The following is a 25884-nucleotide window of genomic DNA, read 5'->3' as shown; positions in this document are numbered from 1 at the left end:
CATGCCGGCACCCCGGGAAGCGCGGTGCCGGCATGAGGGTACGGGGTGGCATCGCCGCTGCCACCGGCACGGAGGCGCTGACCACCGAACTGCCGGTCGGCCGGTCGGCCGGCTGGTGGGGAATGGTGATGTTCGTGGCCACCGAGGCGACCCTGTTCGCCTGCCTGCTCGGCAGCTACTTCTACCTGCGCTTCCAGTACGGCGGCCCGTGGCCACCGGACGACATCAGCAAGCCCAAGCTGCTGGTCCCGCTGGTGATGACCGCAGTGCTGCTGCCCAGCAGCCTGCCCGTGGTGTGGGCCGAACACGGCATCCGCAAGGGTCAACGCTGGCGGCTGCGCTGCGGACTGACCGCCACCCTCGTGCTCGGCCTCGCCTTCATGGCCCTACTGGCCAACGAGTACGCCGAGAAGCTGCGCGAGTTCACCATGACCACCAACGCGTACGGGTCGCTGTTCTACCTGATCACCGGCTTCCACGGCCTGCACGTGCTGGTCGGCCTGACCATGATCAGCTGGCTGCTGGCCGCGTCCCTGCGCGGCGGCAGCTTCGGCGCGCACCGCCACGAGCGGGTGCGCAACGCCGCCATCTACTGGCACTTCGTCGACGTCGTCTGGGCGGCGATCCTGTTCACCATCTACCTGTCGCCGAGGCTGTGATGAGCACCCACCCCGGCCCCCGCGCCCGGCTCACCGGCGGACTGCTCCTCTGGTACGCGGTGCTCGGTGGCGCGGTCGCCTGGGCGGTGCACCTGCTCGCCGGCTGGGGCGTGGACGAGCTGACCTGTGCCGGCGGCCGGGAGCACATCGGGACGGTGCCGCTGCGGGCCGTCATCGCGGTCGCGGTGGTGCTGCCCGCGCTGGCCACCATCGGGGCCCTGCTCGCCGCGACGCTCGTCTGGCGCCGCACCGCGCACCCCCCAGAGGGGATGGACGATCGGCCGGTGGGCCGCAGCCGGATGCTCGCCGTGGTGGCCATCTGGTCCAACCTGCTGTTCCTGACCATCATCGTGCTGGGCGGGGTCGCCCTGCTGTTGTTGCCGCCATGCCTGAGCTGAGCGCCGGGGGACCGAACGACGTGGCGGCCGGGCTGCTCGCCATGCTGCTGGCCGCCGCGCTGGCCCTGCTCGCCGCCGGCTACGGCCGCGGGGTCCACGAGCTGTGGGCCCGCCGAGGGGCCGGCCGGGTCCTGCCCGGCTGGCGGGTGGCCGCCTTCGGCGCCGGACTGCTCTGCGTGCTCGCCGCGCAGGACGGACCGCTCGCGGCCGCCGCACAGCGGTCCTTCGCGGGCCACATGACCCAGCACATGCTGCTGCTGCTCGGCGCCGGCCCGCTGCTCGCCGCCGGCGCCGCCGGCCTGCCGCTGACGCTGGCCTGCCCGCCGGCGGCACGGCGATGGCTGGCCCGGCTCCGCGTGGCCGGGCCGGTCCGCCGGCTCCGGCGACCGGCCGTGCTCGCGCTCACCGCCGGCGGCGCCCACGCGGCGGTGCTCTGGTTCTGGCACCTGCCCGCGCCGTACCTCGCGGCCGAACGGCAGCCGGTCGTGCACGCCGTGGAACACCTCTGCTTCCTCGGCTCGGCCTGGCTGCTGTGGGCGCCGCTGCTCGGCGCGCGGCGGCACCGGCTGCCCGTGCCGGCCGGCATCCTGCTGCTGATCGGCACCATGCTGCCGGCGTCCGCGCTCGGCGCGGTGCTGACCTTTGCGCCGCATCCCGTCTACCCGCCGGCGGTTCTCGGGCCGGACCCGCTCGCCGACCAGCAGCTGGCCGGGCTGCTCATGTGGGCGCCGATGGACGTCGCGGTGCTGGCCGCCACCCTGACCGCGTTCCTGCGCTGGCTCGTCGGCCTGCAACGGCAGCGCCCCGAGCGGGTGACATCACCTGAGTCCCGCGGCCCGCTGCCCGCCCCGACCGGGAGAGTCGTGCCATGAGCCGCCGGACCCGATGGCCCCTGCTGGTGGCGCCGCTGCTGCTCGTCGTGCCCGGCTGCGCACACACCAGCCCGCCGCCACCACCGGAGGTACGCGCCGGCCGTCCCGACCGCGGCGCCGCGCTCATCGCCCAGTACGGCTGCGGCTCCTGCCACACCATTCCCGGCATCGACCGGGCCGACGGCCTCGTGGGCCCACCGCTGACCCGGTTCGGCGCCCGCTCGTACATCGCCGGAGAGCTGGTGAACAACGCCGACAACCTGCAGCACTGGATCACCGACCCGCAGTCGGTCGAGCCCGGCACCGCCATGCCGAACCTAGGCGTGAAACCGATCGACGCCCAGGACATCGCCGCCTACCTCTACACGCTGGACTGAGCCGTGGGCGCGGGGACGTACCGGTCGACACGCCGGCGGTGGCAGCCGGGACGGGCGGTGGTGCTCGGCGCGGCGCTCAGCCTGGCCGCCGGCCCGGCGGCCCTCGCCGCCCCCGCGGACCCGACACCCGCCGGCTCCCCCACGCCGAACCGGGCCGGCGGCGCGCGAGGAGAGGAACTGTTCCGACAGAACTGTGCCAGCTGCCACGGCCAGCAGGGACAGGGAAGCCAACGCGGGCCGTCGCTGGTCGGGGTCGGACCCGCCTCGGTGGACTTCCAGCTCTCCACCGGCCGGATGCCGATCCCGCACGAGATCCCGCAGCCGGGCCGGGGCGAGCCGGTCTTCTCCTCTGACGAGATCGCCGCCCTGGTCGACCACGTCGGCAGCTTCGGCGGTGGCGGCCCGCAGATTCCCCGGGTGGCGCCGGGCAGCCTCACCGCGGGCCGGGAACTCTATGCCGCGAACTGCGCCCCGTGCCACGGGGCCACCGGCTCCGGCGCGCCCCTCACCAACGGCTGGATCGCCCCGCCGCTGTACGAAGCGACCTCGGTCCAGGTCGCCGAGGCGATCCGGGTCGGTCCCGGCCTCATGCCGGTCTTCCCGAGCCAGGTGCTCACCGACGAGCAGGTGAACGACCTCACCACCTACGTACGGCGGCTGGGCTCCGAACACCTGGACCGGGGCGGCAACCCGCTGGGCCGGCTGGGGCCGCTGGCCGAAGGACTCGTCGGCTGGATCGTCACCCTCGGACTGCTCGTGGCCGCGGCCCGCTGGCTGGGCCGGAGGGCCGGCGAATGAGGCGGCGCGCACCGGTGCCGGCCGCGCCACCCGGCGTGAACCGCCGGATCATCCTGTCCTTCCTGACCAGCGCGGCCGGCGCCATCGGCTTCGCGGTCACCTACGGTCTCGGCGGGCAGACCCAGTGGGAAGGGGTGTGCCTGGCGGTGGCGTTCGCCGGGCTGGCGACCGGCCTGGCGATCTGGGGCCGGCGGCTGGTGCCGGCCGGCGGCTACGTGGAGGAGCACGAGGGCTTCACCCCGCCGCCGGCCGAGCAGGCGCTGACCGCGGCGGTGCTCACCGCCCCGGACAGCCCGATCCGCCGCCGTGGCCTGCTCGCCGCGCTGGGGCTGGCGCTGACCGCGCTCGGCGTCGCGGCGCTGTTCCCACTCCGGTCGCTGCTGCCGTGGGACCGCAACCGGCCGGTGCCGGCCCGCCGGGACACCCCGTGGGGGCCCGGCGTGCGACTGCTGACCGCCGACGGGAAACCGCTGCGGCCCGAGGACGTGCCCGCCGGAACCATGGTCGGGGTGTTTCCCGAGGGCGGCACCGGCGCCGGCGACGCCCCAGCCTTCGCCGTACGGATGCAACCCGAACGGTTCACCCGGCCCCCGTCGGCCGGGCACCTCGCCGGACTGGTCGTCTACTCCCTGCTCTGCACCCACGCGGGCTGTCCGGTGCGGCTCTACCTCAAGGGCACCGGCCGGGTGCTCTGCCCCTGCCACCAGTCCTCGTTCGACCTGCTCGCCGACGCCGCCCCGGTCGCCGGGCCCGCCGCCCGGCCGCTGCCCGGCCTGCCCATCGAGCTGGGCCCCGACGGCTACCTCCGCGCCGGCGGCGACTTCACCGCGCCACCCGGCGCCGGCTTCTGGAGCCGGCGATGATCGTCGACCGGCTGGCCCGCGCCTTCGACGACCGGCTGCGGCTCTCCCCGCTGACCCGCAGGGCGCTGGCAAAGGTGTTCCCGGACCACTGGTCGTTCATGCTCGGCGAGATCGCCCTCTACTCCTTCGTCGCGCTCATCCTCACCGGCGTCTACCTGACCCTGTTCTTCGACGCGAGCTCCGCCGACCGCGTCTACCACGGCTCGTACGCCCCGCTGGACGGCACCACCACCTCCGCCGCGTACGCCTCCACCGTTCGGCTGAGCTGGGACGTCCGCGCCGGGCTGCTGATCCGGCAGACCCACCACTGGGCCGCGGTGGTCTTCGTCGCGGCGATCCTGGTGCACCTGGTGCGGATCTTCTTCACCGGTGCGTTCCGCAAGCCGCGGGAGCTGAACTGGCTGGTGGGCGTCACCATGCTGACGCTGGCCCTGGCCAACGGCTTCACCGGCTACTCCATGCCCGACGACCTGCTCTCCGGCCTCGGCCTGCGGATCATCGTGTCGGTGGTGGAGTCGATCCCGCTGGTCGGCTCGTGGCTGGCCGCCCTCGGCCTCGGCGGCGAGTTCCCGTCCGACGAGATGATCCCGCGGATGTTCGTCACCCACGTGCTGCTGGTGCCCGCGGTGCTGGTCGCCCTCGTCTCCGTGCACCTGGCGATGATCGTGCGGCAGAAGCACAGCCAGTTCCCGGGCCCGGGGCGCACCGAGCACAACGTCGTCGGCTCCCGGCTCTACCCCAGCTACACCCTGCGGTCGCTGGCACTGTTCCTCTGGGTGCTGGCGGTGCTGTTCGCCCTCGGCGGGCTCGTGCAGATCAACCCGGTCTGGCTCTACGGTCCGTTCGCCCCGGACCAGTCCACCTCACCCGCGCAGCCCGACTGGTACGTCGCCTGGGGCGACGGGGCGCTGCGGCTGTTCCCACCGTGGGAGTTCCACATCGCCGGCCACCTGGTACCCGCGCCGTTCTTCCCCGGCGTGGTGCTCGGCGGCGTCACCTTCCTCGCCCTGTACGCCTGGCCGTTCCTGGAGCGCTGGTGCAGCGGGGACCACCGCCCGCACCAGCTGCTCGACCGACCCCGTGACCACCCGGTCCGGATAGGTGTGGGCGTGATGGCCCTGACCTTCTTCGGGGTGCTGGTCGTGGCCGCCGGCGACGACATCCTGGCCCGGCTGCTCCGGGTGCCCGTGTACGACCTGCTCAACGTGTTGCGCGTGCTGGTGTTCGTGCTGCCGGTGCTCGCCGGCGCGTCGGCCTTCCTGCTGGCCCGGTCGTTGCGTCGGGGCGACGCGGCGCGCCTCGGCGAGCTGACCCGGTCCGACCTGCGCGCCGGCCGCCGGCCCGCCCCCGCGGCGCGGGCAGCGACCGACGAGCCGGAACTGCCGGCCCCGGACCGCCCAGGGGAGCGGATCGAGCTGTGGCCCGAGGGCGAGGTGTGGCGCTGGCGCTACCGCGACGAGCCGGCCGGCGTCGCGATCCTGAGCAACCGCGTGGTGCTGACCGAGCAGGAGGCCACCGAGGCGGCCCGGCTCGCCTACCCCGGCGTCGACCACGTGACGGTGCCCGGTCCGCCGCCGCCCGCCCCGCCGGGCCGGGTCCGCGCCGCGGTGCGCCGGTGGGGAAACGCCGCGCTGGGCGTCGCGGTGCTGGCGGGGGCCCTGCGGCAGCGCCGCGCCAGCCGGCGCGGCAAGGGCGGTAACGGGCCGGCGGGCCGGCGGGGCGGTGAACGGTGAACGCCGTCACCGCGTTGATCGGGCACCCCGGCGGGCTGGGCTGGGTGGCGCTGAAGGCGTTCCTGCTCTACGTCACCGCCGTGATCGCGCTGCGCGCCGGCGGGCGCCGGACCCTGGCCGAGCTGTCCGCCTACGACTTCGTGGCCGCCGTCGCGGTGGGTGCGGTGGTCGGACGACTGCCGAGCGCTCCGGACGCGAGCTACCTGGCCGGTGCGGTGACCCTGCTGGCCATCCTGGCCGGCCACGCGCTGATCACCTGGCTGCGGCTCCTACCCGCGGGCCGACGGCTGATCGAGGAGGGACCGGTGGTGGTCGTCTGCGAGGGCCGAGTGCTCTCCGGGAACCTGCACCGCGCCGGGATGACCCGGACCGATCTCGATGGCCTGCTACGGGAAAAGGGCATGTCCGAGGTCGACGGCGTCCACCTGGCCGTGTTGGAGGGCCGGGGGCGGTTGTCGGTGCTGCGCCGGGCGGCGGGCGGGTGACGGCCCGGGCGGACGTTGGCGTTCACCGGAGCGGAGTGGTGTCGAGGCGGCTGAGCCGACGACGGCGCCACCGGGTGCGCTACGCCCGCCCCCGACCGGACGAGCCGGTCCACGACGTGCCGCTGCTGCTCGGCGAGGTCGAAGAAGGTCCGCCACGTCGGTCGACTGACCGGCGAACCCGCCCTGCTATCTGGGCGTGCCCGCCGCGCGGGGAGTGGCCGGCACCAGCCGGCGGGTGATCCACAGTGGTGAGGTGACGGCGTTGCCCATCACCACCGCGTGCGCACCGGCGGCGAAGGCCTGGCCGATCTGCTCCGTGCCGCGGTACCGCCCTTCGGCGATCACCGGCACGGGCAGCAGCGCGGCGAGTCGGGCCACGAGTTCGAGGTCGGGCCCGTCGGTAGCCGGGCTGGCCGTGGTGTAGCCGGACAGCGTGGTGGCGACCGCGTCCGCGCCCGCCGCCACGGCGGCCACCCCCTCGGCCGTGGTGGAGACGTCGGCCAGGACCAGCGCGCCGGTCCGCTCGTGGAGCGCCCGGACGGTGTCGGCGAAGGTGCGCCCGTCGGGCCGGGGACGGTCGGTGGCGTCGACCGCGACGAGGTGCGAACCGGCGTGCGCCACCTCCAGCGCGTGGGCGGCGGTCGGGGTGATGAACACGTCGGCGGTGCCGTGCTTGTACAGCCCGATCACGGGCACGTCGACCGCGGCGCGTACCGCCCGGACGTCGTCGGGGCCGTTGACCCGGACCGCCACCGCACCGCCGCGGACCACCGCCGCCGCGACGCGGGCCTGCACGTACGGGTCGCGCATCGGGTCGTCCGGCTCGTCGGGCAACGGCTGGCAGGACACCACCAGCCCGCCGGCCAGGTCGTCGAGCACACTCACCCTCTGGTCCTTTCCTCGATGTCGGGCGGGTCCATGGCCAGCCGGGCCGCGCCGACCAGCGCGGCGTCGGCGCCCAGCGTGGCCGGCAGCAGCGGCACGTCCGCCCAACCCGCGGGCAGGTGCGCCGCGTAGGCGGCCGACGCGGCGGGCAGCAGGACGCCGGCCGCCCCGCCGGCCACGACGACGGCCTCCGGGTCGAGCAGGGCCACCAACCCCGCCAGGGCCGCGCCGAGAACGGCGCCGGCCCGGTCCACGGCCTGCCGGGCGACCGGGTCGCCGCCCGCCGCGCGCTGCGCCACGGCCCGGCCGGTGAGCCGGGCACCGGTCGCGAGGGCGTACGCGGCGGCCAGCCCGGTGCCGGAGGCGATCGCCTCCAGATGCCCGTACCGGCCGCACCCGCACCGCAGCCGTTCGGCGCCCGGCGCGGGCAGGTGCCCGACCTCGCCGGCCGCGCCGCGGGCCCCGGCCTCGACGCGGCCGGCGCGGACGATCGCCCCGCCCAGGCCGGTGCCGACGGCCACCAGGAGCACATCGGCGTGGTCCCGGCCGGCACCGGCCCAGCATTCGCCCAGCGCCGCGGCGTTCACGTCGTTGGTGACCCGTACGGGCCGTCCCAGCCGCACGCCGAGGGCGTCGGCGACCGGGGTGCCCGCCCAGCCGGGCAGGCTGTCGGTGGCGTACCGGATCCGGCCGCTCGCCGGGTCGACCGTGCCCGCGGCGCCCACCCCCACCGGGCCGGCGCCGGCGCTGCCGAGCAGGTCCGCGGCCAGGCCCGCGGCGGCGTCGAGCACCGCGTCGGGCCCGGACCGGGCGGGGGTGGGGACCTCGCGGCGGGCCAGCACCTCGGCGCCGGGGCCGACCAGGGCGGCCGCGGTCTTGGTGCCGCCGATGTCGACCCCGACCACCGGTGCCGTCATCCCTTCAGGCCGGTGTGCGCGAGGCCCTCGACGAACTGCTTCTGGGCGATGACGAACACCACCAGGACCGGCAGCGCGGTCATCGACGCCGCCGCGAGCTGTACGTCCCACATCGGGCCGCCGTAGGCGTCGACGAACTGGGTGAGCGCCTGCGGCAGGGTGAACTTCTCCGGCGAGGAGAGGAACACGATCGGTTCCAGGTACAGGTTCCAGCTGTGCAGGAAGGTGAAGATGGCCACCGCGCCCAGCGCGGGCCGGGACAGCGGCAGCGCGATCCGCCAGAAGGTGGCGAAGCGGCCCAGCCCGTCGACCCGGGCCGCCTCCTCCAACTCGCCGGGGAGGCTGATGAAGAACTGCCGCATGATGAACGTGGCCAGCACGCTCGGCGCCCCGAAGATCGGCACCAGGATCAGCGGCCAGTGGGTGTTGATCAGTCCGAGCTTGAAGAACATCTGGAACAGCGGCACGATCGTCACCTCGCTGGGGATCAGCAGGCCCGCGAGGACGACCAGGAACAGCACGTTCTGGCCCCGGAACCGGATCCGGGCGAAGGCGTATCCGGCCAGCGCCGCCACGGCCAGGGTGCCGACGGTGACGAGCAGCGCGATGTAGAGGCTGTTGAGGTACTGCTGCCCGAACGGCTGCAGCTCGAACACCCGCCGGTAGGCGTCCAACCGCGGGTTGGTCGGCAGCAACTGCGGCGGGAAGGCGAAGACGTCCGCCACCGGCTTCAGCGACGAGGTGACCATCCACCAGGTCGGGAAGACGAACGGCGCGGCCAGGACCAGCAGCACCCCGTAGAGCATCAGCTTGGTCCGCCGCGACAGGTCACGACTCATGGAAGACCCACCTCTTGCGCATCTGCCACTGCAGCACGGTCAGCGCGAGCACGATGACGAACAGCAGGATCGACAGGGTGGCGCCGTAGCCGAAGTGATGGAACTGGAAGGCCTGCTGGTAGAGGTAGTAGACGAGGACCGTGGTCGAGGTGCCGGGCCCGCCCTGGGTCAGCACCGCGATCTGCGCGAAGACCTGCAACGACCCGACCACCGTGATGATCGACGTGAGCAGGATCGTCGGGCTGATCAGCGGCACGGTGATCCGCCAGAACTGGCGCATCCGGCTCGCCCCGTCGACCTCGGCGGCCTCGTACAGCTCCACCGGCACGCCCTGCAGGGCGGCCAGGAACAGCACCATGTTCAGGCCGACGTTCTTGAACACCTGCACGACGATGACCGACAGCATCGCGCTGCCCTCACCGCGCAGCCAGTTCGGCCCGTCCACGCCGACCAGGTCGAGCAGTCCGTTGATCCCGCCGTTCTTCTGCAGCAGGAAGCCCCACACGATGGTCCAGGCCACCAGGGACACCACCACGGGGGAGAAGAACAGGGTGCGGAACAGGATCGTGCCCCGCAGCTTCTGGTTGAGCAGGACGGCCAGCAGCAACGCCAGGCCGAGGTTGAGCACCACCAGGCCGACGGAGAACAGCCCGGTGGCCCGCAGCACGGCGCCGAGGTTCGGGTCGTCGGCGAGCGCCGCGTAGTTGTCGGCGCCCACGAAGTCGAAGCTCCCGGCGAGGACGTTCCACTCGTGCAGGCTGTACCAGACCACGAGGATCAGCGGCAGGAGCACGAACAGCACGCTGCCGAGCAACTGCGGGGCGATGAACAGGTAACCGGCGAGTTGGTCCCGGCGGCGGCTGGTCCAGAACGGCCGGGCCCGGCCCGGGGCGGGCCCGGCAGCGGCCGGGCCCACCCTGGTGTCCGTCTGGGTCATGATCGTCGGCCCTACTTCGCCAGCAGCGGCTGGATCTTGGCGCAGACGCCGTCGAGTACGGCCTTGACGTCCGCGTTCGGCTGCCACAGCGGGTCCAGGCCGGCGCGGACCTGCTGGCTCAGCTCGGCCTGACCGGCGTGGCTGGGCTTGACCACGCCGCTGGTGATGCCGTCGATGACCACCTTCTGCAGCTGCTCGGGCTTGAGCTTCGGGTTCGTCTTCGCGAGGGTCTCGGCGGTCAGCTGCGACTGCCGGGGCGGCGGGAAGAACTGGGCGAGCTTCGCCGAGTTGGTGGGATTGGTGAGGAAGGCCAGGAAGTCGGCCGCCTGCTGGGCGTGCGGGCTCTTCTTCAGCACCCCGACGCCGGCCTGGCCGACCACGGCGTACGGTCCCTTCGGGCCGGCCGGCAGCGGCACGAGGTCCCAGCCGAAGCCGCCGTCCTCCAGCAGCGAGGCGCGGGAGATCTGGGTGACCGTCATCGCCGCGTCACCGGCGAAGAAGTCGGCGGTCGTACCCGGGCCGGGTAGCGCCTTCGTGGTGAAGATCCCCTTGTGCAGGGCGGTCATCGCCTCGACCATCTCCGGGCTGTTGAAGCCGCAGGTCCGGCCGTCCTCGCTCCACGCCTGGGCGCCCCACCCGGTCCAGAAGGTGGACAGGTTGTCCCAACCCTTGTAGTCGAAGTCGCGGATCACCAGGCCGGCTTTGCCGGACCTCGCCGCCGTCGCCCCGGCGGTGGCCAGGGCGTTGTCCCAGGTCCACTGCCCGGCCGCGATCAGCTCGGCCGGGGTCTTCTGCCCGGCCTTCTTGACCATGTCGGTGTTGACGAAGACCCCGAACGGCGAGGTGGAGAAGGGGTACGCGTACAGCTTGTCGTCGGCCTGCCACAGCTTGAGGGTGGCGGGGGAGATGTCCTCGTACTGGTAGCCGTCGGCCTTCTTGAGGGTGTCGTCCAGCGGCAGCAGCGCGCCCGAGGCGACGAAGTCGGGGGCCGAGTTCTCGAACACCCACGCGAGATCCGGCGCGTTCCCACCGGCGATCTGCGTGGTCAGGGTCGTGGTGTAGTTGTCGAAGGGCAGCGGATCGAACGTGATCCCCGCGACGTCCGGGTGGGTCTTGCGGTACTCGTCGGCGATCTCGTTGAACAGCTTCAGGTGCGCCTCGTTGGCCGACCAGACGGTCATCCGCAGACTGGCCGGACCATCGTCCTTCGCCTCGCCGCCACCACAGGCGGACAGGGCGAGGACACCGGACAGCGCCGCGGCGACAACAGTCAGGCCCTTTCCTGGTTTCACTATCTTCTCCTCACCGGGGGTTTCAGTAGCCCGCGATCCGCGGCCAGCGGCGTTCCACGCCGGCGGCCGAGATGCGGTCGGTGAACTCGGCCAGCAGGCGGGGGGTGCCGCGGACCGCACGCGGGGACTCGCCCCGCGTCAGACAGAAGTCGGCGAGCAGACCGGCGACCTCGCCGACGTTCCACTCGACCGGGTGCAGCCGGTAGCTGCCGTTGGTGATGTGCGTGGTGCCGATGTTCTTGCCGGCCGGCAGCAGGTTCTCCATCCGCTGCGGGATGAGCGCGCCGAGCGGGATCTCGAACGGGCAGGAGCCGACGTCGATGTAGTTGTCACCGCCGGTGGAGGGGTGCAGGTCGATGCGGTACATCCCCACGCCCACCGAGTCGGGGTAGGCCACCGCGCCGTGCTCACCCCGCACGGCGAGGGAGAGGTCCTGCTCCACCACCGTGTACTCGGCGCGGATGCGGCGGGATTCCCGGATGTAGGGCGCCTGCGCCAGGCCGTCGGGGCTGCCGGTCACGTCGCCGCGCAGCCGCAGGCCGGGGAAGCCGGTGCCGCCGTCGGGGCGGGGCGCCTCCGTCTGCAGCCAGTACAACACCGAGTACGACAGCTCGCGGGCCTTGGCCAGGTGCCAGGACGCGTTCGGCACGTCGATGACCGGACTCTCGAAGTAGTCGATCATCGGCCAGTTGACCAGCGTGATGTCGCTGCCGTACGCCCCGTCGACGAAGTTGCGCCGGGCGGCGATGCGCCGGAACGTCCACAGGTTGCCGTCACCCGGGTTGACGCGCTGGTCGGCGTTGACGCTCAGCGGGTCGTCGTCCGGGTTGGGGGTGAAGCTGCGCTCCACGATCTCCAGCGTGCGCGGGTGCGGCGACCGCCAGGACAGCAGCCGGTCACCCCAGAAGTCGGGCTTGTAGTCGCGCCAGAAGTCGTACCCGGCGGGGCGGTCGATGGTGTGATCGCCGTCGACGTGGTCCAGGGCGAAGCAGACCGACACCGCCTGCATGTTCATCGGCTGCGCCTCGGCCGGCGCGCTCGGCTCACCGGTCTCGGCCCGCGACTCGAACCCGGTGACGTACTCGGTGCCGGTCAACGGTAGCAGCTCACCGGTCTCGGTGGCGTCCAGGACGTACGGCGCCAGCACGTCGATCCGCTCGTCCCGGTCCCGGTGCGCGAGGGTGACCCCGGTGACCCGGTCCCCGTCGGTCTCCGCCGCGACCGGCCGGTACGGCTGCAGCACCGTCAACCGCCCCGACCCCCGGTACGGCGCCAGCATCTCCTCGATGACGGCGACGGCGACCCGGGGCTCGTGACAGATCCGGCTCACCCAGCCGGCACCGGGGTTGAGGTCGGTCCAGGCCCGGGACCGCCCGGTCAGCGGGTAATGGCGGCGGTAGTAGTCGCGGATGCCGTCGCGCAGGGCCCGGTAGCTGGCGGTTGCGCCGAACTGCTCGATCCAGGAGTGCTCGTCCGGCGGGACGGCCTGGCTGGTGAGCTGCCCGCCGAGCCAGTCGAACTCCTCGGTCAGGATGACGGACCGGCCGGCCCGGGCCGCGGCGAGCGCCGCGGCGACCCCGCCCAGTCCGCCCCCGACGACGAGGACGTCCGCACGCATAGATACCACTTGCTTCCTTCCAGTTGCGCGGCCGGCCGCTCAGCGCCGGTCGACCGCCGGATCAGGGGTGCCGAGGGTGTCGCCCTCGACGAGTTCGCAGGGCAGGAGCCGCTGCTGGGAGCCGGCTGCGCTGCCGTCGATGACGCCGGTCAGCACCTCGCCGGCCTGCCGGCCCATCTCCTCCCGCGGGATGTGGAACCCGGTGAACGCGATGTCGGTGGGGACCGGGACGGTCGGGTCGCCGAGGGTCACGATCGACAGGTCGCCGGGCACGGTCAGTCCGCGCCGGCGGGCGGCCGACTCCAGCGCGACCGCCGTGGCGAAGTCCTCCACGAAGGCGGCCGTGCTCCCGTCGGCCAGCAGGTCGTCCAGAGTCGCGTCGGCCGCCGTGGCGACCGCGGACACCTGGCGGGCGCTCTCCGCGGTGGCCGAGGCGGCGACGAACCCGCGCCGCCGGTCCTGCGAGGACTCGGCGGTCATGCCCATGCCCACGTACGTCAGGCGCCGGTGACCGCGCCGCAGCGCCAGCTCGACGAGCCGGGCCACCGCCGCGGCGTAGTCGGCGCCGACGTAGGGCACCGCTCCGCCGGCGTCGTCGCGCCGGCCGACGGCGACGTACGGAAATCCGTCGCGGTTGAGCCGGTGCAACTCCGCGCCGTCGATCTCGCGGCCGAGCAGGATGCACCCGTCGGCCAGGCGCAGCCGGTTGTCCTGGTGGAAGATGCGCCGCCGGCCGTCCACCACCGGCGCGCTGGTGAACAGCAGCAGGTCGCAGCCGACCCGCTCGGCGTACTCCTCGATGCCGAGCAGGAACGGGTGGAAGAAGTCCCGGCTGCCGCTGGGAAAGGCGGGCTCGTACGTGAAGACGCCGATGATCCGGTTGAACCGCGCGGCGAGGCGGCGGGCCACCGGGTCGGCGGCGTACCCGGTCTCGGCGATGACGCGCAACACCCGGTCCCGGGTCTCCGGGGCGATCCGGACGTCCGCGTCGGTCCGGTTGTTGAGCACCAGCGAGACGGTCGCCTGACTGACGCCGGCCATCCGGGCGATGTCACGTTGGGTGACGCGTCTGAGCGGAGGGGTCACGTCGGTCCTTCCCAAGGCGGCTAATGCGTATTAGCGCTCGGCGTTGGGAAGGAGCCTCGCGGCTGGGCTGCCGCGTGTCAAGAGGATGACGAAGATTTCTGGCCGATGAACTCCCAGGAGTAATGCGGATTAGCGCCAGCGGGGACCGGTCGCGGGACGGGGGTGCGGCGTCGAGCGGGGGAGGTCTTGACAGGAGGCCCTCCGGGCGCGCAACCTTTGAGAAACGTCGATGCTAATACGTATTAGCGAGCCGCTCCGGGGCATCCCCGGCGGTCGATGTCCCCTGCACGCCTACGGAAAGTCACCACCTGTCCCTCGCCGCCGGGTGTCGGCGCACCCCCGACGGCGGCCCGGCGCTGCCCTCGGCACCGCACGCCCGGCGCGGCGACCCACCCGACAGCAGAGGAAGACCCATGCCGAGACCACCCGCCCCGTCCCCCCGACGCGCCGTCGCGGCCACCGGCGCCGGCCTGCTCGCCGTCGCCCTGACCGGCGCCGTGCCGGCCGCCGCCGGCCCCGGCCTGAACTTCCCGCGGTTCAGCTATGCCGGCACCGCGTTCGACAAGAGCGCCCTCGCCTACAACCCGACGAACGAGTTCATCTTCCCGAGCGTCATCCGGGCGGCCGACTACTTCGCCAACCCGCTTGGCGCCTACTACCTGTACTACGCCCCGCACGAGCGGCCCGGCGGCATCGCCCTGGCCTACTCCGACTCGATCAACGGCCCGTGGACCGAGTACGACGCCAACCCGCTCATCAGCAACACCTGGCTGCCGCACTACTCCACGGTCAGCCACATCTCCTCACCGCACGCCGTCTGGATCGAGGACGAGGGCAAACTGTTCCTCTACTTCCACGGCGAGAACTCGATCACCCGGTTCGCCACCTCCGACGACGGCATCCACTTCAGCTACGGCGGCACCGCCGTCAGCCGCAACGACACCACCGGCGGCGAGACCTCCTACGCCCGGGTGTTCGAGCAGTCCGTGCCCCGGCTGGGCACCCGCTACCTGATGCTCTTCATGGACAACCCCACCGGTGGGGCACCCGGCCCCACCGGCCCGGTGTCCCGCCGCATCCGCTGGGCCGTCTCGAACGACGCGCGCAACTGGAACATGCAGCCCGAACCGATCGTCACCCCGCAGGGCGACGAGGGTCCGAACGCCTCCGGGCCGTTCTTCCTCCGCTGGAACGACCGCAACCTGGTGATCTACCACGCCGCCGACGGCAACATGCACGCGGTCGACGTCGGCGAGAACCTCGACCAGGAGATCCACCTCGGCATGGTGCACGATTCGCTGGCCGCCGCGCCCGACCTCGGCCGGTCCGCCGCACCGACGTTCTACTTCGACGGGTCCACCGCGCACATGTACTACGAGGCCGGTGGCCGGCTCACCGCGACCATCGCCCACGCCACCGCGGCCCTGGCCGAGCCCCTGCCGGTACGGCAGCTGGACTGCGCGGTGGACCGGCCGGTCCTGTGGCCGCCGAACCACCGGCTGGTCGACGTCGACGTGACCGTGGACCTGCCCGACGGCGTGCTCGGCCCGAACGCGTTCGCCCTGACCGGCGTGACCGGTGACCCCGCGGACATCAGGGACTTCGCCACCGGCACCCCCGACACCAGCGGCAGACTGCGGGCCGAACGCGCCGGCAACGGCGGGGACCGGGTGTACCACCTGACCTACGCCGGCCACGACGAGATCGGCCGACCGGTCGGCTGTACCGTCACCGTCACCGTCCCCCACGACGAGGGCGGCAGCTGAACCCGGTCGACACCCCGCCGACCCGCCGTCGGTCGAGCCCTGCCCACGGAACGGCGGGCGGCGGGTGGGGCTGACATCGCCGTGCCCAGGCGCCCGTCACGTCGAAGACCACGTCGTCGGCGGTGACGGTGGCCTGGGTGCGTCCGGCCGCGGAGGCCGCCGACCCGAAAATGGTGTGGGTCTCGGTCCCAGTGACGCCGAGGGCACCGGCACGAGCGACCGTGGCCGTTCCGGCCAACCGGCCCCGCCGGGATCGGTCTCCTCGTCGTCGCGGGGCAAAGGTCGAAGACTTGGCCGGCGTGCCACGGCATCACCTGCCCGGCTGGCCGTCGCCAGCGTCAGCCCTTCGTTCAGGAAGCCGGAGATGGTGCGCGACCAGCAGCGGCTCGGCCGGCTCCGGGAGTGTGTAGCCGAGTTCCTGCGAGATCTGGTTCGCGGTCCCCATCAGGAGCGGGAGGTTGCTCATCAGCTGGTCGAGGCTCGCGATGACCTCGATCGCCGTGATGGATGTTGCGGCGATGACCTGCCCGCGCGAGTCCCGGACGGGCGCCGCCACACACATCACGTAGGCGTCGTGCTCACCGTTGTCGGTGGCCCAGCCCTGTTCCCGGATGCGGGTGAGCTCGGCATCCAGGGAATCGCGGTCAGCGAAGGTGGTCTCGGTGAACCGCTCGAAGACGACGTGAGAGAGGAGGCGGTCACGCTCCTCCGACGGCAGGTAGGCGAGGATGGTCTTGCCGACGGCGCTCGCATAGAGCGACACCGCGCGCCCCACCCTGGACGGCAGCTTCACCGCATCGAACGCCGGACTGTCGACCTTGTCGATGTAGATGATCTCGTCGCCGGTCAGTTGCGCCAGGTGGACGGTGTGCCCGGTCTCGCGCTGCAGGCCACGCAGGTGCGCGGCGGCGAACTGGCGTAGGTCCATCGAGCCGAGCGCGAGCTCCGACAGCTCGATCAGTCCGCTGCCGAGCACGTACGTCCCCGCGCCGGTCCGGCGCACGAAGCGCGCGGACTCCAGTGTCTGCAATATCCGCAGCGCCGTGGACTTGTGGACCCCGAGCACGTCCGCCGCCTCCGTCAGCGACAGCGGATGCTCCGCGGACCGCCGGATGAGGTCGATCGCGCGACGAATCGATTGCGACAAGGCCCTGGCTCCCCTCGTGCGTTGGCTGCACCAGCACCAACGTTGCGTAATGTGCAATGTAGTTGATGCTATGCGCAACCGCTACTTGACACCGTTGCATATGTCGCTACGATCGTTGCAAATTGATGCGCCCGACTTGATCTCTTAACCGGGAGAAACAATGAGGAAGCAGCGCACCTGCCTCGGCATCCTTGCGGCGACCAGTGCCATCGGCCTGGTCGCCGCCCTCATGACCGGCTGTGGCTCCGACGCCGAACCCAGTGGTGGCGTCCGAAAGCTCACCTTCGCCGCCTCGACCTTCGGCGACCCCGGCCGTGGGCCTCAGCTGACACAGTGGATCGACGAGTTCAACAAGAGCCAGGACAAGATCGAAATTTCGCCGGCGGCGGTGCCGTACCCGACCTTCGGCCAGACCGTGCTGACCCAGATGGGCAGCGGCAAGGGCCCCGACCTCGTCCGCTTCGACATGCCCGAGTTCGAGGCTGCCGCCGACGCCGGCCTGATCGCGCCCCTGGACAAGGTGGTGGACGTCGGCAAGTACGACCTGCTGAAGCAGCCGGACCAGTTCATGGTCCACGACGGTGTCCGGCACGGCATCATCTTCGAGGCGTCGAACTACGCGATGTTCTACAACGCCGATCTCATCCCGAAGCCGCCGACCAGCTACGAGGAGTTCGTCTCCACCGCGAAGTCGCTGACCAAGGGTGACGTCTACGGCCTGGCCTTCCGGCAGACGGAAGCCGAGGAGGCCGGCGTGTGGCAGGACATCTTCAACTACGTTCACGGCTTCGGCGGCGCGTGGTCCGACGGCAAGAGCCTGACCATCAACTCGCCGGAGAACCTGAAGGGACTGCAGGCGTACAAGGACCTGTACGACGCGAACGTGATTCCGCGCGGCGCGGACGCGGCGACGTTCCGGCGGATGTTCGCCGAGGGCAAGGTCGGCATGGAGCTCAACAACGGCGGATACGTGACCGCGACCCGCGGCCAGAACCCAAAGCTGAACTTCAGCGTCGCGCCCATCCCGTTCCCGGTACGCAAGCAGGGCGCGATCCTCGCGCCGATCGTCATCAACGAGGCCAGCGCGGGCAAGGAGGAGGCGGCCACCTTCATCCGCTGGGCGCTGGAGCCGCAGAACCAGGTCAAGCTGCAGGAGGTCCTCGGTGCGAGCAGCGTCGCGACGACCACCCAGCGCAGCGCCCGGTCGCTCGAGCAGACCCCGTTCCTCACCGTGTTCGATGAGCTCACCGAGTCCAGCCTGCCGCAGGTCGTGCTGGGATTCGAGGCCAAGACGCCCGACATCCGCAAGGTCGTCGTGCAGAACGTGATCGCGGCCCTGCAGGGCAAGGCGGACCTCAAGTCCGCGCTGGACCGGGCCCAGCAGCAGGCCACCGAGCTCGTCGGCTGACAGCCATCGACAAGGCGACGCTGCCGGCGCCGCGACAGCCGGCGCCGGCAGCGCCCCGGCCGGGAAGGACCGAATTCGATGACTGTGCTTGAGCGGACCAGGCCCCCGGGACCGGTGCGCCGATCCGAGCAGCGGCGCCGGCGCAGCCCGCTGGGTAGCAAGTGGACGCCCTACCTGTTCCTGGGACCGGCCGCCGTCTTCATCCTCGTCTTCCAGGCGGTGCCGCTCGCGCAGGAGATGTACCTCAGCTTCACCCGGACGACGCTGCTCAACCCGACCCGCAGCCAATGGATGGGGCTCGCCAACTTCCACCGCATCTTCGGCGACCCCGACTTCCACCAGACGCTGCTGATCACCTTCGGCTACGTGCTCGCCTGCGTCGTCGGCGCGGTCGGCACCGGGCTCGCCGTCGCGCTCCTGCTCAACAAGGGTTTCCGCGGGCGGGGCGTGGCGCGCGCACTGGTGACCGTCCCCTGGGCTGCGCCCGGCATTGCGGTCGCTCTCATCGCGACATGGATGCTCAACGCGCAGTACGGGATCGTGAACCGGCTTTTGAACGCGGTCGGCCTCGGCGTTCCGGGCGGCGCGATCCTGGACAGCCCGCGATACGCGCTGCCGGCGGTGCTCGCGACGACGATCTGGCAGCTGTTCCCCTTCACCTCCGTGGTCCTGCTCTCCGCACTGCAGGCCGTTCCGCAGGACCTGAACGAGGCCGCGACCGTGGACGGCGCCGGACGGTGGGCCACCTTCAGCGCCGTCACCTGGCAGGTCATCAAACCCACCGTGGGACTGCTCGCGCTGCTCATGACGATCTGGTCGCTGCGGCGGTTCGAGTTGATCTGGCTGATGACCAAGGGCGGGCCCGTCGGCTCCACCGAGACGCTCGTCATCGACCTCTACTCGCAGGCCTTCGATTCCAAGGAACTCGGCTCCGCGGCGGCCATCGGCATGGTCGGCGTGGTCATCTCGCTCGTCGTCATCACCGGCAGCCGCTTCGTCGCACGGGCCGTGGAGAAGGAGGATGTCCGATGAGGCGCTTCCGCCTCGGTCTCACCGCGCGCATCGTCGCCGTGCTCGTCGTGCTGGGCGTCGCGGTGTTTCCGCTGTACTGGATGCTCGTCACGGCGCTGTCCAGCAACGGTGACCTGTTCGCCGAACAACCCCGGCTCACCCCCGACCTCGGCCGGTTCGGGGTCTTCGTCGACGCGCTGGCCGAAGGCAAGGCGGCCGGCTGGCTGCTCAACAGCCTGGTGATCGCCATCGGCACGATGGTCCTCTCCGTCGGCCTGGGCATCCCGCTCGGCTACGCGCTGTCCCGGTTCTCGTTCCGGGGCAAGGCCCTGCTGACCGTCGCGCTGCTGTTCACCCAGATGCTGCCCGAGGCACTCATGGTGGTGCCGCTGTTCGCGCTGTTCCGCCGCTTCGACCTGCTCGACTCGCTGATCGGCCTCGTCCTGGTGAATTCCGCCTTCGTTCTGCCCATTGTCGCGCTGATCCTCAAGGGCGCGATCGACGGCATACCCAGGGAACTGGAGGAGGCCGCGCGGGCCGACGGCGGCCGCCCCTTCACCGTCCTGACCCGCATCAACGTGCCGCTGATCGCCCCGTCGATCGCGGCCACCGCGGTCATCGCCTTCTTCCATGCCTGGAATGAATACGTATTCGCGGTTACCTTCATCTTCAATCCGGAGTTGCAGCCGGCGTCCGTAGGCATTGCGAATTTCATCGGCGAACTGGGCACGCCGATCCAGACGGTGATGGCGGTCGCCTTCCTGTTCACACTCCCCGCCGTCGCCTTCTACCTGTTGGCGCAGAAGTACGTCGTATCCGGAATGACCGCCGGCGCGGTGAAGGGTTGACGGAAAATGAAAATCGTCTCGGTGGACACCCTGGTCGTCGACTTCTATCGCACCAATCTTGTCATCGTGCGCGTCTTGACCGACGAGGGGATCGTCGGACTCGGTGAGGCCACCCTGGAGGGAAAGGAACGGGCCGTCCTGGGGGCGGTGGCCGAGGTCGCCGAAGCGGTGGTTGGCCTCGACCCCACCGGCATATCGAAAATTCTCTACGAACTCTCGCGGGACTGGTACTGGCGGGGCGGCCCGGTCATCATGACCGCCCTGAGCGCGCTGGAGATGGCCCTGTGGGACATCTCGGCCCGGGAACTCGGCGTACCGGTCTCCCGGCTGCTCGGAGGAGCGACCCGTGATCGGGTACGGGCGTACGCGAACGGCTGGTTCTCCGGAGCGGTCACGGCCGAGGACTATGCGGCCGCCGCGCGCCGGACCGTGCGCAGCGGCTTCCGCGGTCTCAAGTGGGATCCGTTCGAGAACTACGACCTGACCATCACGACCGGGCAACTGGACCGGGTGCTCGCCCAGGTCGACGCCGTCCGCTCCGCCGTGGGACGGGAGGTCGAGCTGTTCATCGAGGGACACGGCCGATTCGACGTCCGTCACGCGATCACCATCGCCAGGGAGATCGCGCAATTCGACCCGGTCTGGTTCGAGGAGCCGTGCCCGCCGGACAACATCGACGCCCTGGTCGACGTCCGCCGCGCCTCACCCGTGCCCATCGCCGCCGGGGAGCGGTGGTACGGCCGGCAGGGCTTCGCGCCGGCGCTCGCCCGCCAGGCGGTGGACTTCGTGCAACCCGATGTGACCCACGCCGGCGGGATCGCCGAGCTCGTCTTCATCTCGACGCTCGCCGCGACCAGCTATGTGGGCTTCGCACCGCACAACCCCAGCGGTCCGCTGAGTACGGCCGCGACGCTGCAGCTCGCGGCGACACTGCCCAACTTCCGCTACCTGGAGATCATGGCGACCGACGTGCCCTGGCGGCCCGACATCACCAACGAACGGCTGGTCCTGACCGCCGAGGGCGACGTGCTCATCCCGGCCGGCGTCGGGCTGGGTATCGAGGTGGATCTGGCCGTGATCGAGCAGCACCCGTTCACACCGCGCCCGGTGCGCATGTTCCGTGATGCCGTGTACGACATCCGCCCCCGGGACGCGCGATCCTTCTTCAACCTGGAGAGCGGCGCATGACGGTGCGTCAGCCCGCGGCGCGCGCCGCCGGGGCCGACTGGTTCGGCACCGCTGCCGAGGCGTTGCCGGTTGACGCCGGCCACGCCGTGCTGATCGGGCGGGTCTGGGATCCGTCCGTCGAGGGCCCGTCGCCGGTGGTGGTTCGGGGTGGTGATGTCTTCGACGTCAGCCACCGGTTCCCGACCGTCCGCGACATCTGCGAGCTGCCCGATCCCGCCGCAGCGGTGGCCGAGCTCGACGGTCCTCGGCTGGGCGACTTCGGGGAACTGCTGGCCAACACGGGCGCGGCGACCCGCGACGCCGCCCGGCCGTGGCTGCTCGCCCCGGTCGACCTTCAGGCGTTGAAGGCCGCCGGCGTGACCTTCCCGGTGTCGTTGATCGAACGCGTCATCGAGGAGCGGGCCCGCGGCGACCTGGCGCTCGCGGCGGACATCCGTGACCGGATGCTCGCCGACATCGGCGCCGACCTGCACAGCCTGGCCCCCGGCTCGGTCGAGGCCGAGCGACTGAAGGCACTGCTGGTCGCCGAGGGCATCTGGAGCCAGTACCTGGAGGTGGGGATCGGCCCGGACGCGGAGATCTTCACCAAGGGCCAGGTGCTTTCGGCTGTCGGCACCGCCGTCCCGGTCGGCGTGCTCGCGGCGTCCAGTTGGAACAACCCGGAGCCGGAGGTCGCGCTCATCGTCTCGTCGAGTGGCCGGATCGTCGGGGCCACCCTCGGCAACGATGTGAACTTGCGGGATGTCGAGGGCCGCTCCGCCCTCCTGCTTCCTCGGGCCAAGGACAACAACGCCTCGTGCGCCCTCGGGCCCTTGATCCGGCTCTTCGATCAGCGGTTCGGTCTGGAGCAGGTGCGCATGGCCGAGGTGCGCCTGCAGGTTCGCGGCGTCGACGGTTTCCAGTTGGAGGCGGTCTCCGAGATGAGGCGGATGTCGCGGGACCCGGAGGGGCTGGTGCGGCAGCTGATCGGCCCGCATCACCACTATCCCGACGGTGCGGTCCTGATGCTCGGCACGATGTTCGCGCCCATCCAGGACCGGGACCGCCCCGGCGAGGGATTCACCCACAAGGTCGACGACGTGGTCCGGATCAGCTGCTCCGCCCTCGGCACCCTGGTCAACTGCGTCCGGCACGCGGAGGAATGCGAGCCCTGGCGATTCGGGGTCCGCGACCTGATGGGCAATCTGGGTAGGAGGGGACTGTTGTGAACGTGGTCATCACCGTCGACCCGCGCAACGGCGGCCGTCGGACGACCGACCTCACCGAGACCGACGACTCCCGGCTGGCGGAGATCGCCGACCAGGCGTCCCGGACGGCCCGGTGGCTGTCGGGCCTGGGACGGCTCGGCCGGGCCGGCCTGCTCGACGCCATCGCCGCTTCGATGGAGGCCTGTCGCAGCCGGCTGATCGGGACGGCGGAGCCGGAGACCGGGCTGAGCCGGCCACGACTCGATCACGAACTCACCCGGGCCGCCGTCCAGTTCCGGATGTTCCGGGACGTGCTGCACGACGGCGGGTACGTCGAGGCCGCCATCGACCACGCCGCCGACACGCCACTGGGCCCTGGTCCGGACGTGCGGCGCATGCTCGTCCCACTGGGGCCGGTCGCCGTCTTCGGGGCCAGCAACTTCCCGTTCGCCTTCTCGGTCGCCGGTGGTGACACGGCCGCCGCGCTGGCCGCTGGCTGTCCCGTCGTGGTGAAGGCCCATCCGTCGCATCCGCTCACCTCGCACGCCTCCGTCGAGGCGATCGAGTCGGCGGTGCGCGGCATGGACGGGCCGGATGGTGTCGTCGCGCTGGTGTACGGGCAGCAGGCGGGCCTCGCGCTGGTACGGCATCCCGCCATCCGCGCGGCAGCCCTCACCGGCTCCGTCGGCGCTGCCCGGGCCATCCAGGCGGCCATCGACGAACGACCCGATCCCATTCCCCTCTACGGCGAACTGAGCAGCCTCAACCCCATCGTGGTGCTGCCTGGGGCGGCAGCCGACCGGGGCGACCAGATCGCCGAGGGCCTGTTCGCCTCCTTCACCGGCTCGGGCGGGCAGCTGTGCACCAAGCCCGGCCTGGCGTTCGTCCCGGCCGGCCCCGGCGGTGACCGTCTCGTCGAGGCGCTGCGCACGCGGGTCGCCTCTGCCGGCGGCGCGGTCCTGCTCAACCAGAATATCCGCGACGCGTTCCTCGCCCGAGCGGCCGTGATCGAGCGGGCCGGTGTCCGCGTCTCGGCGCGCCCGCAGGTCCCATCCGGGGAGGGCTTCACCGTCGCACCGGCACTCCTGGAGACCAGCCTGCCGGGCCTGCCCGCCGAGATCACCGACGAGTGCTTCGGGCCCCTGCTGGTGGTGGTCCGTTACCGCGCGGTCGCCGAGCTCGACGCGGCGCTCCGGGCCGTGCCGCCATCGCTGACCGCTTCCGTCCACACCGGGCCGGGGGAGGGAACCGCCGGGTTCCGCCGGCTGGTCGACCTGCTCACCGCCCGATCGGGTCGAGTCGTCTTCGACGGCTATCCCACCGGCGTCCGCGTCTCGTGGGCGCAGCACCACGGCGGACCCTGGCCGTCGACCAACACCGTGCACACCTCGGTGGGAGCCACCTCGATCCGTCGCTTTCTCCGCCCGCTGGCCTGGCAGGACGCACCCGAATGGATCCTCCCCGAGGAACTGCGAGACGATTTCACGAACATCCCCCGGCGCGTCGATGGGAGGTTGGAACCAGCAGTGCAACCCGTGCGGCGGTAGCCGACACGGCCGACCTCGAAGACCCGCCAGGGTCGCCTCACCCATTACCCGTCGCGGTGGTGCGGTTGATGTGGCGCTGCCCTGATGAATGAATGCCGAAAATGGTTTCCGCGCCAGCGCTTCTGGCGCCAGCCCTACCTTGCCTAATTGTTTCCCGGCCCAATTCAAACAGATTACGAAATCGTCTTGACCTGCCCGCAAGCCTTATGGTTGTATCCATTTCAACCAACGATGTTAGCGCTCACATTGCTGCATCGCTCGGTGTCGGTATCCGTTCACCTCCACCATCGAATTGCCGGCCAGGCCGGTCGATCCGGTCCGGCCGCGTGCCCGAGAGGGAGCAGGAACATGCCCATTGCACGTCCTCGTCTCTTGCCGATGCCGCCGAGTCGGCGGCTTGCGCTCGCGCTGCTGACGGCGATCACCGTCGCGGCCGGAGCGCTCGCGGCCCCCGCGGCGTCGGCCGCGCCGGCCGCGCCCCTGAGGCCCACCGTCACCCGCACCGACCAGCCGCCGACCGGGTACTCGGTCACCTTCAGGTACCAGGCGCCCGAGAACGTCCAGCAGGTCCACATCTACGGCGACTGGTGGTACTCCGACCCGGCGAACATCCCGTGCCAGGACTGCGGCGACGCCCGTCCGCCCGCCGAGTGGCAGCCGGGCGACGTCGCGGCCACCCCGTGGCACATCCAGGCCATGCAGAAGGGCCCGGACGGCGTGTGGACGTTCACCACGCCGCTGCCCGCCGGCACCTTCCGGTACGCCTTCACCCACGACTGCACCAACGAGCTCGCGACCGGCTGCACGCTGTACGACGACCCGGCCAACCGGTGGCAGATCCAGCCGCAGTACCCGGGCGCGCCCGGCGCGGTGCGCAGCACGATCTACGTTCCGGCCAGCAGGAAGTTCCCGACGTACGACACCGGCTACCAGGCGCCGGTGGCCACGATGGGCACGTTGGAGTCGCGGCGGTACACCTCGCCGCTGTCGACCAACCCGCGGGGCGTGCACGACATCGTCGTCTACACGCCGTACGGCTACGACCCCAACCGGGCCACGCCGTACCCGACGCTGTACCTCAGCCATGGCGGTGGTGACCACTCGACGGCCTGGACGATGCAGGGCGTGGCCCACCTCATCCTGGAGAACGCCATCCAGGACGGCGCCGTGCAGCCGATGGTGATCGTGTCCACCGACTTCAACGGCCTGCCCGGCGGCAACGAGGGCTACGTCAACGAGCTGCGGAACAACATCTTCCCGTTCGTCGAGCAGAACTACAACGTCTCCGCCCGCCCTGAGGACCGCGCGTTCGCCGGCTTCTCCGCCGGCGGTAGCCGGGCCTACACGATCATGTACAACCACACCAGCCTGTTCGGCTACCACGCCGCCTGGAGCGCGGGCGGCCCGAACGCCACCCAGGCCCAGATCGACCGGATGAAGGCGGTGGCCGGCGGCATCATGATCGGCACCGGGCTCCAGGACCGCCTGGGGAACATCGCCGACGCCTCGCAACGCAACGCCGCCGCGCTGCGGGCGGCCGGCGTCGAACTGGACGAGTTCAACGTGCCCGGCGTGCACACCTGGCATGTCTGGCGCCCGCTGCTGAACCACTACCTGCGGACCCTGGTGTTCCGCGCCACCACGAACGGGCTCGACGTCGAGGCCGAGCCGGCGGGCGCCTCCCACAACACCAAGGTGACCGCGACCGCAACGCTGGACACCGTCAGCACCAGCGTCGCCAACCCCTCCGGCAAGGTCGACTTCTACGCCGGTGACACGTACCTCGGATCCGCGCCGATCATCGGCGGGGTCGCCCGGCTGAAGACCGTCGTCCACGGGGCACTCGGCGCACCGGTCGTCGCCCGGTACGAGGGCGACAACCTCTTCAACGGCTCGCAGAGCGCGGCGGTCGACGCCCAGTAAGGCCGAGCTCCACCACCCTGCCCGTTGGGGCCGTGGCCGCTCACTCCTGACGATCGTCAGGAGCCCGGGTGTCGGCGGCCTTCTTCGCGGCGTCGACCTC

General features: G+C 71.5%; 24 protein-coding genes. 16 read left to right on the top strand and 8 right to left on the bottom strand.

The genetic code is table 11. From position 1 onward, the window contains the following. Positions 1-32 precede the first annotated feature (32 nt). From AB0H57_RS26760 to AB0H57_RS26725, 8 genes are read left to right on the top strand one after another with little or no spacing between them, the layout of a single operon-like run. Positions 33-659 (top strand): heme-copper oxidase subunit III, encoded by a 627-nt coding sequence (locus AB0H57_RS26760; protein WP_357511049.1) that lies wholly within the window; start codon positions 33-35, stop codon positions 657-659. Then, positions 659-1057 carry a hypothetical protein gene (locus tag AB0H57_RS26755; RefSeq protein ID WP_357511047.1) on the top strand — a complete coding sequence of 133 codons (399 nt, stop codon included), beginning with the start codon at positions 659-661 and terminating at the stop codon, positions 1055-1057. The genes AB0H57_RS26760 and AB0H57_RS26755 overlap by 1 nt, the downstream gene beginning before the upstream one ends. Then, positions 1045-1929 (top strand): cytochrome c oxidase assembly protein, encoded by an 885-nt coding sequence (locus AB0H57_RS26750; protein WP_357511045.1) that lies wholly within the window; start codon positions 1045-1047, stop codon positions 1927-1929. The genes AB0H57_RS26755 and AB0H57_RS26750 overlap by 13 nt, the downstream gene beginning before the upstream one ends. Further along, positions 1926-2306, top strand: coding sequence for a c-type cytochrome (locus AB0H57_RS26745; protein ID WP_357511043.1), 381 nt, complete (start codon positions 1926-1928; stop codon positions 2304-2306). Before AB0H57_RS26750 ends, AB0H57_RS26745 begins: the two co-directional genes overlap by 4 nt. Before the next feature lie 3 nt (positions 2307-2309). Beyond that, a complete protein-coding gene (locus AB0H57_RS26740; protein WP_357511041.1) occupies positions 2310-3104 on the top strand; it encodes a c-type cytochrome in 795 nt (264 codons plus the stop codon). Continuing rightward, on the top strand, positions 3101-3967 hold the full coding sequence (locus tag AB0H57_RS26735) for a Rieske (2Fe-2S) protein (protein WP_357511040.1): 867 nt from the start codon (positions 3101-3103) through the stop codon (positions 3965-3967). Before AB0H57_RS26740 ends, AB0H57_RS26735 begins: the two co-directional genes overlap by 4 nt. Beyond that, positions 3964-5700: a cytochrome bc complex cytochrome b subunit gene (locus AB0H57_RS26730; protein ID WP_357511038.1), complete on the top strand. Its 1737-nt coding sequence runs from the start codon at positions 3964-3966 to the stop codon at positions 5698-5700. The genes AB0H57_RS26735 and AB0H57_RS26730 overlap by 4 nt, the downstream gene beginning before the upstream one ends. Then, entirely contained in the window at positions 5697-6185 is a 489-nt protein-coding gene (locus tag AB0H57_RS26725; RefSeq protein ID WP_357511036.1) for a YetF domain-containing protein, read from the top strand. Before AB0H57_RS26730 ends, AB0H57_RS26725 begins: the two co-directional genes overlap by 4 nt. A gap of 186 nt (positions 6186-6371) precedes the next feature. On the opposite strand, the gene AB0H57_RS26720 is transcribed toward AB0H57_RS26725, so the two are convergent. The 7 genes from AB0H57_RS26720 to AB0H57_RS26690 are packed head-to-tail and all read right to left on the bottom strand — an operon-like array spanning position 6372 to position 13759. Next, positions 6372-7070 (bottom strand): putative N-acetylmannosamine-6-phosphate 2-epimerase, encoded by a 699-nt coding sequence (locus AB0H57_RS26720; RefSeq protein WP_357511034.1) that lies wholly within the window; start codon positions 7068-7070, stop codon positions 6372-6374. Next, positions 7067-7987 (bottom strand): ROK family protein, encoded by a 921-nt coding sequence (locus tag AB0H57_RS26715; RefSeq protein WP_357511032.1) that lies wholly within the window; start codon positions 7985-7987, stop codon positions 7067-7069. The genes AB0H57_RS26720 and AB0H57_RS26715 overlap by 4 nt, the downstream gene beginning before the upstream one ends. Next, positions 7984-8826 carry a carbohydrate ABC transporter permease gene (locus tag AB0H57_RS26710; protein WP_357511030.1) on the bottom strand — a complete coding sequence of 281 codons (843 nt, stop codon included), beginning with the start codon at positions 8824-8826 and terminating at the stop codon, positions 7984-7986. The genes AB0H57_RS26715 and AB0H57_RS26710 overlap by 4 nt, the downstream gene beginning before the upstream one ends. Beyond that, entirely contained in the window at positions 8816-9763 is a 948-nt protein-coding gene (locus tag AB0H57_RS26705) for a sugar ABC transporter permease (RefSeq protein ID WP_357511028.1), read from the bottom strand. The genes AB0H57_RS26710 and AB0H57_RS26705 overlap by 11 nt, the downstream gene beginning before the upstream one ends. An 11-nt stretch (positions 9764-9774) precedes the next feature. Next, positions 9775-11055 (bottom strand): sugar ABC transporter substrate-binding protein, encoded by a 1281-nt coding sequence (locus tag AB0H57_RS26700; protein ID WP_357511026.1) that lies wholly within the window; start codon positions 11053-11055, stop codon positions 9775-9777. Positions 11056-11077: 22 nt separating this feature from the next. Beyond that, on the bottom strand, positions 11078-12673 hold the full coding sequence (locus AB0H57_RS26695; RefSeq protein ID WP_357511024.1) for an FAD-dependent oxidoreductase: 1596 nt from the start codon (positions 12671-12673) through the stop codon (positions 11078-11080). Positions 12674-12712: 39 nt separating this feature from the next. Beyond that, the gene (locus AB0H57_RS26690; protein WP_357511022.1) at positions 12713-13759 is read right to left on the bottom strand and encodes a LacI family DNA-binding transcriptional regulator; all 1047 of its coding nucleotides are present in this window, start codon (positions 13757-13759) and stop codon (positions 12713-12715) included. A 413-nt stretch (positions 13760-14172) separates the two neighbouring features. Between AB0H57_RS26690 and AB0H57_RS26685 the strand changes: the two genes are divergently transcribed. Further along, positions 14173-15525: a hypothetical protein gene (locus AB0H57_RS26685; protein ID WP_357511020.1), complete on the top strand. Its 1353-nt coding sequence runs from the start codon at positions 14173-14175 to the stop codon at positions 15523-15525. A 310-nt stretch (positions 15526-15835) separates the two neighbouring features. Here AB0H57_RS26685 and AB0H57_RS26680 read toward each other — a convergent pair whose 3' ends face one another. Beyond that, complete coding sequence (locus AB0H57_RS26680) at positions 15836-16672, bottom strand: IclR family transcriptional regulator (RefSeq protein ID WP_357511018.1); 837 nt, start codon at positions 16670-16672, stop codon at positions 15836-15838. Positions 16673-16832: 160 nt separating this feature from the next. Between AB0H57_RS26680 and AB0H57_RS26675 the strand changes: the two genes are divergently transcribed. The 7 genes from AB0H57_RS26675 (at position 16833) to AB0H57_RS26645 (ending at position 25784) form a co-directional block, all read left to right on the top strand. Next, entirely contained in the window at positions 16833-18080 is a 1248-nt protein-coding gene (locus AB0H57_RS26675) for a sugar ABC transporter substrate-binding protein (protein ID WP_357511016.1), read from the top strand. Between the two features lie 114 nt (positions 18081-18194). Further along, on the top strand, positions 18195-19112 hold the full coding sequence (locus AB0H57_RS26670; protein WP_357511014.1) for a sugar ABC transporter permease: 918 nt from the start codon (positions 18195-18197) through the stop codon (positions 19110-19112). After that, positions 19109-19939, top strand: a complete 831-nt coding sequence (locus AB0H57_RS26665; protein WP_357511012.1) for a carbohydrate ABC transporter permease — start codon at positions 19109-19111, stop codon at positions 19937-19939. The genes AB0H57_RS26670 and AB0H57_RS26665 overlap by 4 nt, the downstream gene beginning before the upstream one ends. Before the next feature lie 6 nt (positions 19940-19945). Beyond that, a complete protein-coding gene (locus AB0H57_RS26660; RefSeq protein WP_357511010.1) occupies positions 19946-21127 on the top strand; it encodes a mandelate racemase/muconate lactonizing enzyme family protein in 1182 nt (393 codons plus the stop codon). Continuing rightward, positions 21124-22335: a fumarylacetoacetate hydrolase family protein gene (locus AB0H57_RS26655; protein ID WP_357511008.1), complete on the top strand. Its 1212-nt coding sequence runs from the start codon at positions 21124-21126 to the stop codon at positions 22333-22335. Before AB0H57_RS26660 ends, AB0H57_RS26655 begins: the two co-directional genes overlap by 4 nt. Further along, positions 22332-23861, top strand: a complete 1530-nt coding sequence (locus tag AB0H57_RS26650; protein WP_357511006.1) for an aldehyde dehydrogenase (NADP(+)) — start codon at positions 22332-22334, stop codon at positions 23859-23861. Before AB0H57_RS26655 ends, AB0H57_RS26650 begins: the two co-directional genes overlap by 4 nt. A 378-nt stretch (positions 23862-24239) precedes the next feature. Then, a complete protein-coding gene (locus AB0H57_RS26645) occupies positions 24240-25784 on the top strand; it encodes an alpha/beta hydrolase-fold protein (protein WP_357511004.1) in 1545 nt (514 codons plus the stop codon). Positions 25785-25884: the final 100 nt, after the last annotated feature.

This window comes from Micromonospora sp. NPDC050686 (assembly GCF_040654475.1).
Lineage (GTDB): Bacteria > Actinomycetota > Actinomycetes > Mycobacteriales > Micromonosporaceae > Micromonospora.
This window is presented reverse-complemented; position numbering and strand designations above follow the sequence as displayed.

Coding starts and splice junctions, on each gene's coding strand:
- AB0H57_RS26760 (WP_357511049.1), top strand. CDS start 33: ATGAGGGTACGGGGTGGCATCGCCGCTGCCACCGGCACGGAGGCGCTG.
- AB0H57_RS26755 (WP_357511047.1), top strand. CDS start 659: ATGAGCACCCACCCCGGCCCCCGCGCCCGGCTCACCGGCGGACTGCTC.
- AB0H57_RS26750 (WP_357511045.1), top strand. CDS start 1,045: ATGCCTGAGCTGAGCGCCGGGGGACCGAACGACGTGGCGGCCGGGCTG.
- AB0H57_RS26745 (WP_357511043.1), top strand. CDS start 1,926: ATGAGCCGCCGGACCCGATGGCCCCTGCTGGTGGCGCCGCTGCTGCTC.
- AB0H57_RS26735 (WP_357511040.1), top strand. CDS start 3,101: ATGAGGCGGCGCGCACCGGTGCCGGCCGCGCCACCCGGCGTGAACCGC.
- AB0H57_RS26730 (WP_357511038.1), top strand. CDS start 3,964: ATGATCGTCGACCGGCTGGCCCGCGCCTTCGACGACCGGCTGCGGCTC.
- AB0H57_RS26715 (WP_357511032.1), bottom strand. CDS start 7,987: ATGACGGCACCGGTGGTCGGGGTCGACATCGGCGGCACCAAGACCGCG.
- AB0H57_RS26710 (WP_357511030.1), bottom strand. CDS start 8,826: ATGAGTCGTGACCTGTCGCGGCGGACCAAGCTGATGCTCTACGGGGTG.
- AB0H57_RS26705 (WP_357511028.1), bottom strand. CDS start 9,763: ATGACCCAGACGGACACCAGGGTGGGCCCGGCCGCTGCCGGGCCCGCC.
- AB0H57_RS26695 (WP_357511024.1), bottom strand. CDS start 12,673: ATGCGTGCGGACGTCCTCGTCGTCGGGGGCGGACTGGGCGGGGTCGCC.
- AB0H57_RS26685 (WP_357511020.1), top strand. CDS start 14,173: ATGCCGAGACCACCCGCCCCGTCCCCCCGACGCGCCGTCGCGGCCACC.
- AB0H57_RS26675 (WP_357511016.1), top strand. CDS start 16,833: ATGAGGAAGCAGCGCACCTGCCTCGGCATCCTTGCGGCGACCAGTGCC.
- AB0H57_RS26665 (WP_357511012.1), top strand. CDS start 19,109: ATGAGGCGCTTCCGCCTCGGTCTCACCGCGCGCATCGTCGCCGTGCTC.
- AB0H57_RS26660 (WP_357511010.1), top strand. CDS start 19,946: ATGAAAATCGTCTCGGTGGACACCCTGGTCGTCGACTTCTATCGCACC.
- AB0H57_RS26655 (WP_357511008.1), top strand. CDS start 21,124: ATGACGGTGCGTCAGCCCGCGGCGCGCGCCGCCGGGGCCGACTGGTTC.
- AB0H57_RS26645 (WP_357511004.1), top strand. CDS start 24,240: ATGCCGCCGAGTCGGCGGCTTGCGCTCGCGCTGCTGACGGCGATCACC.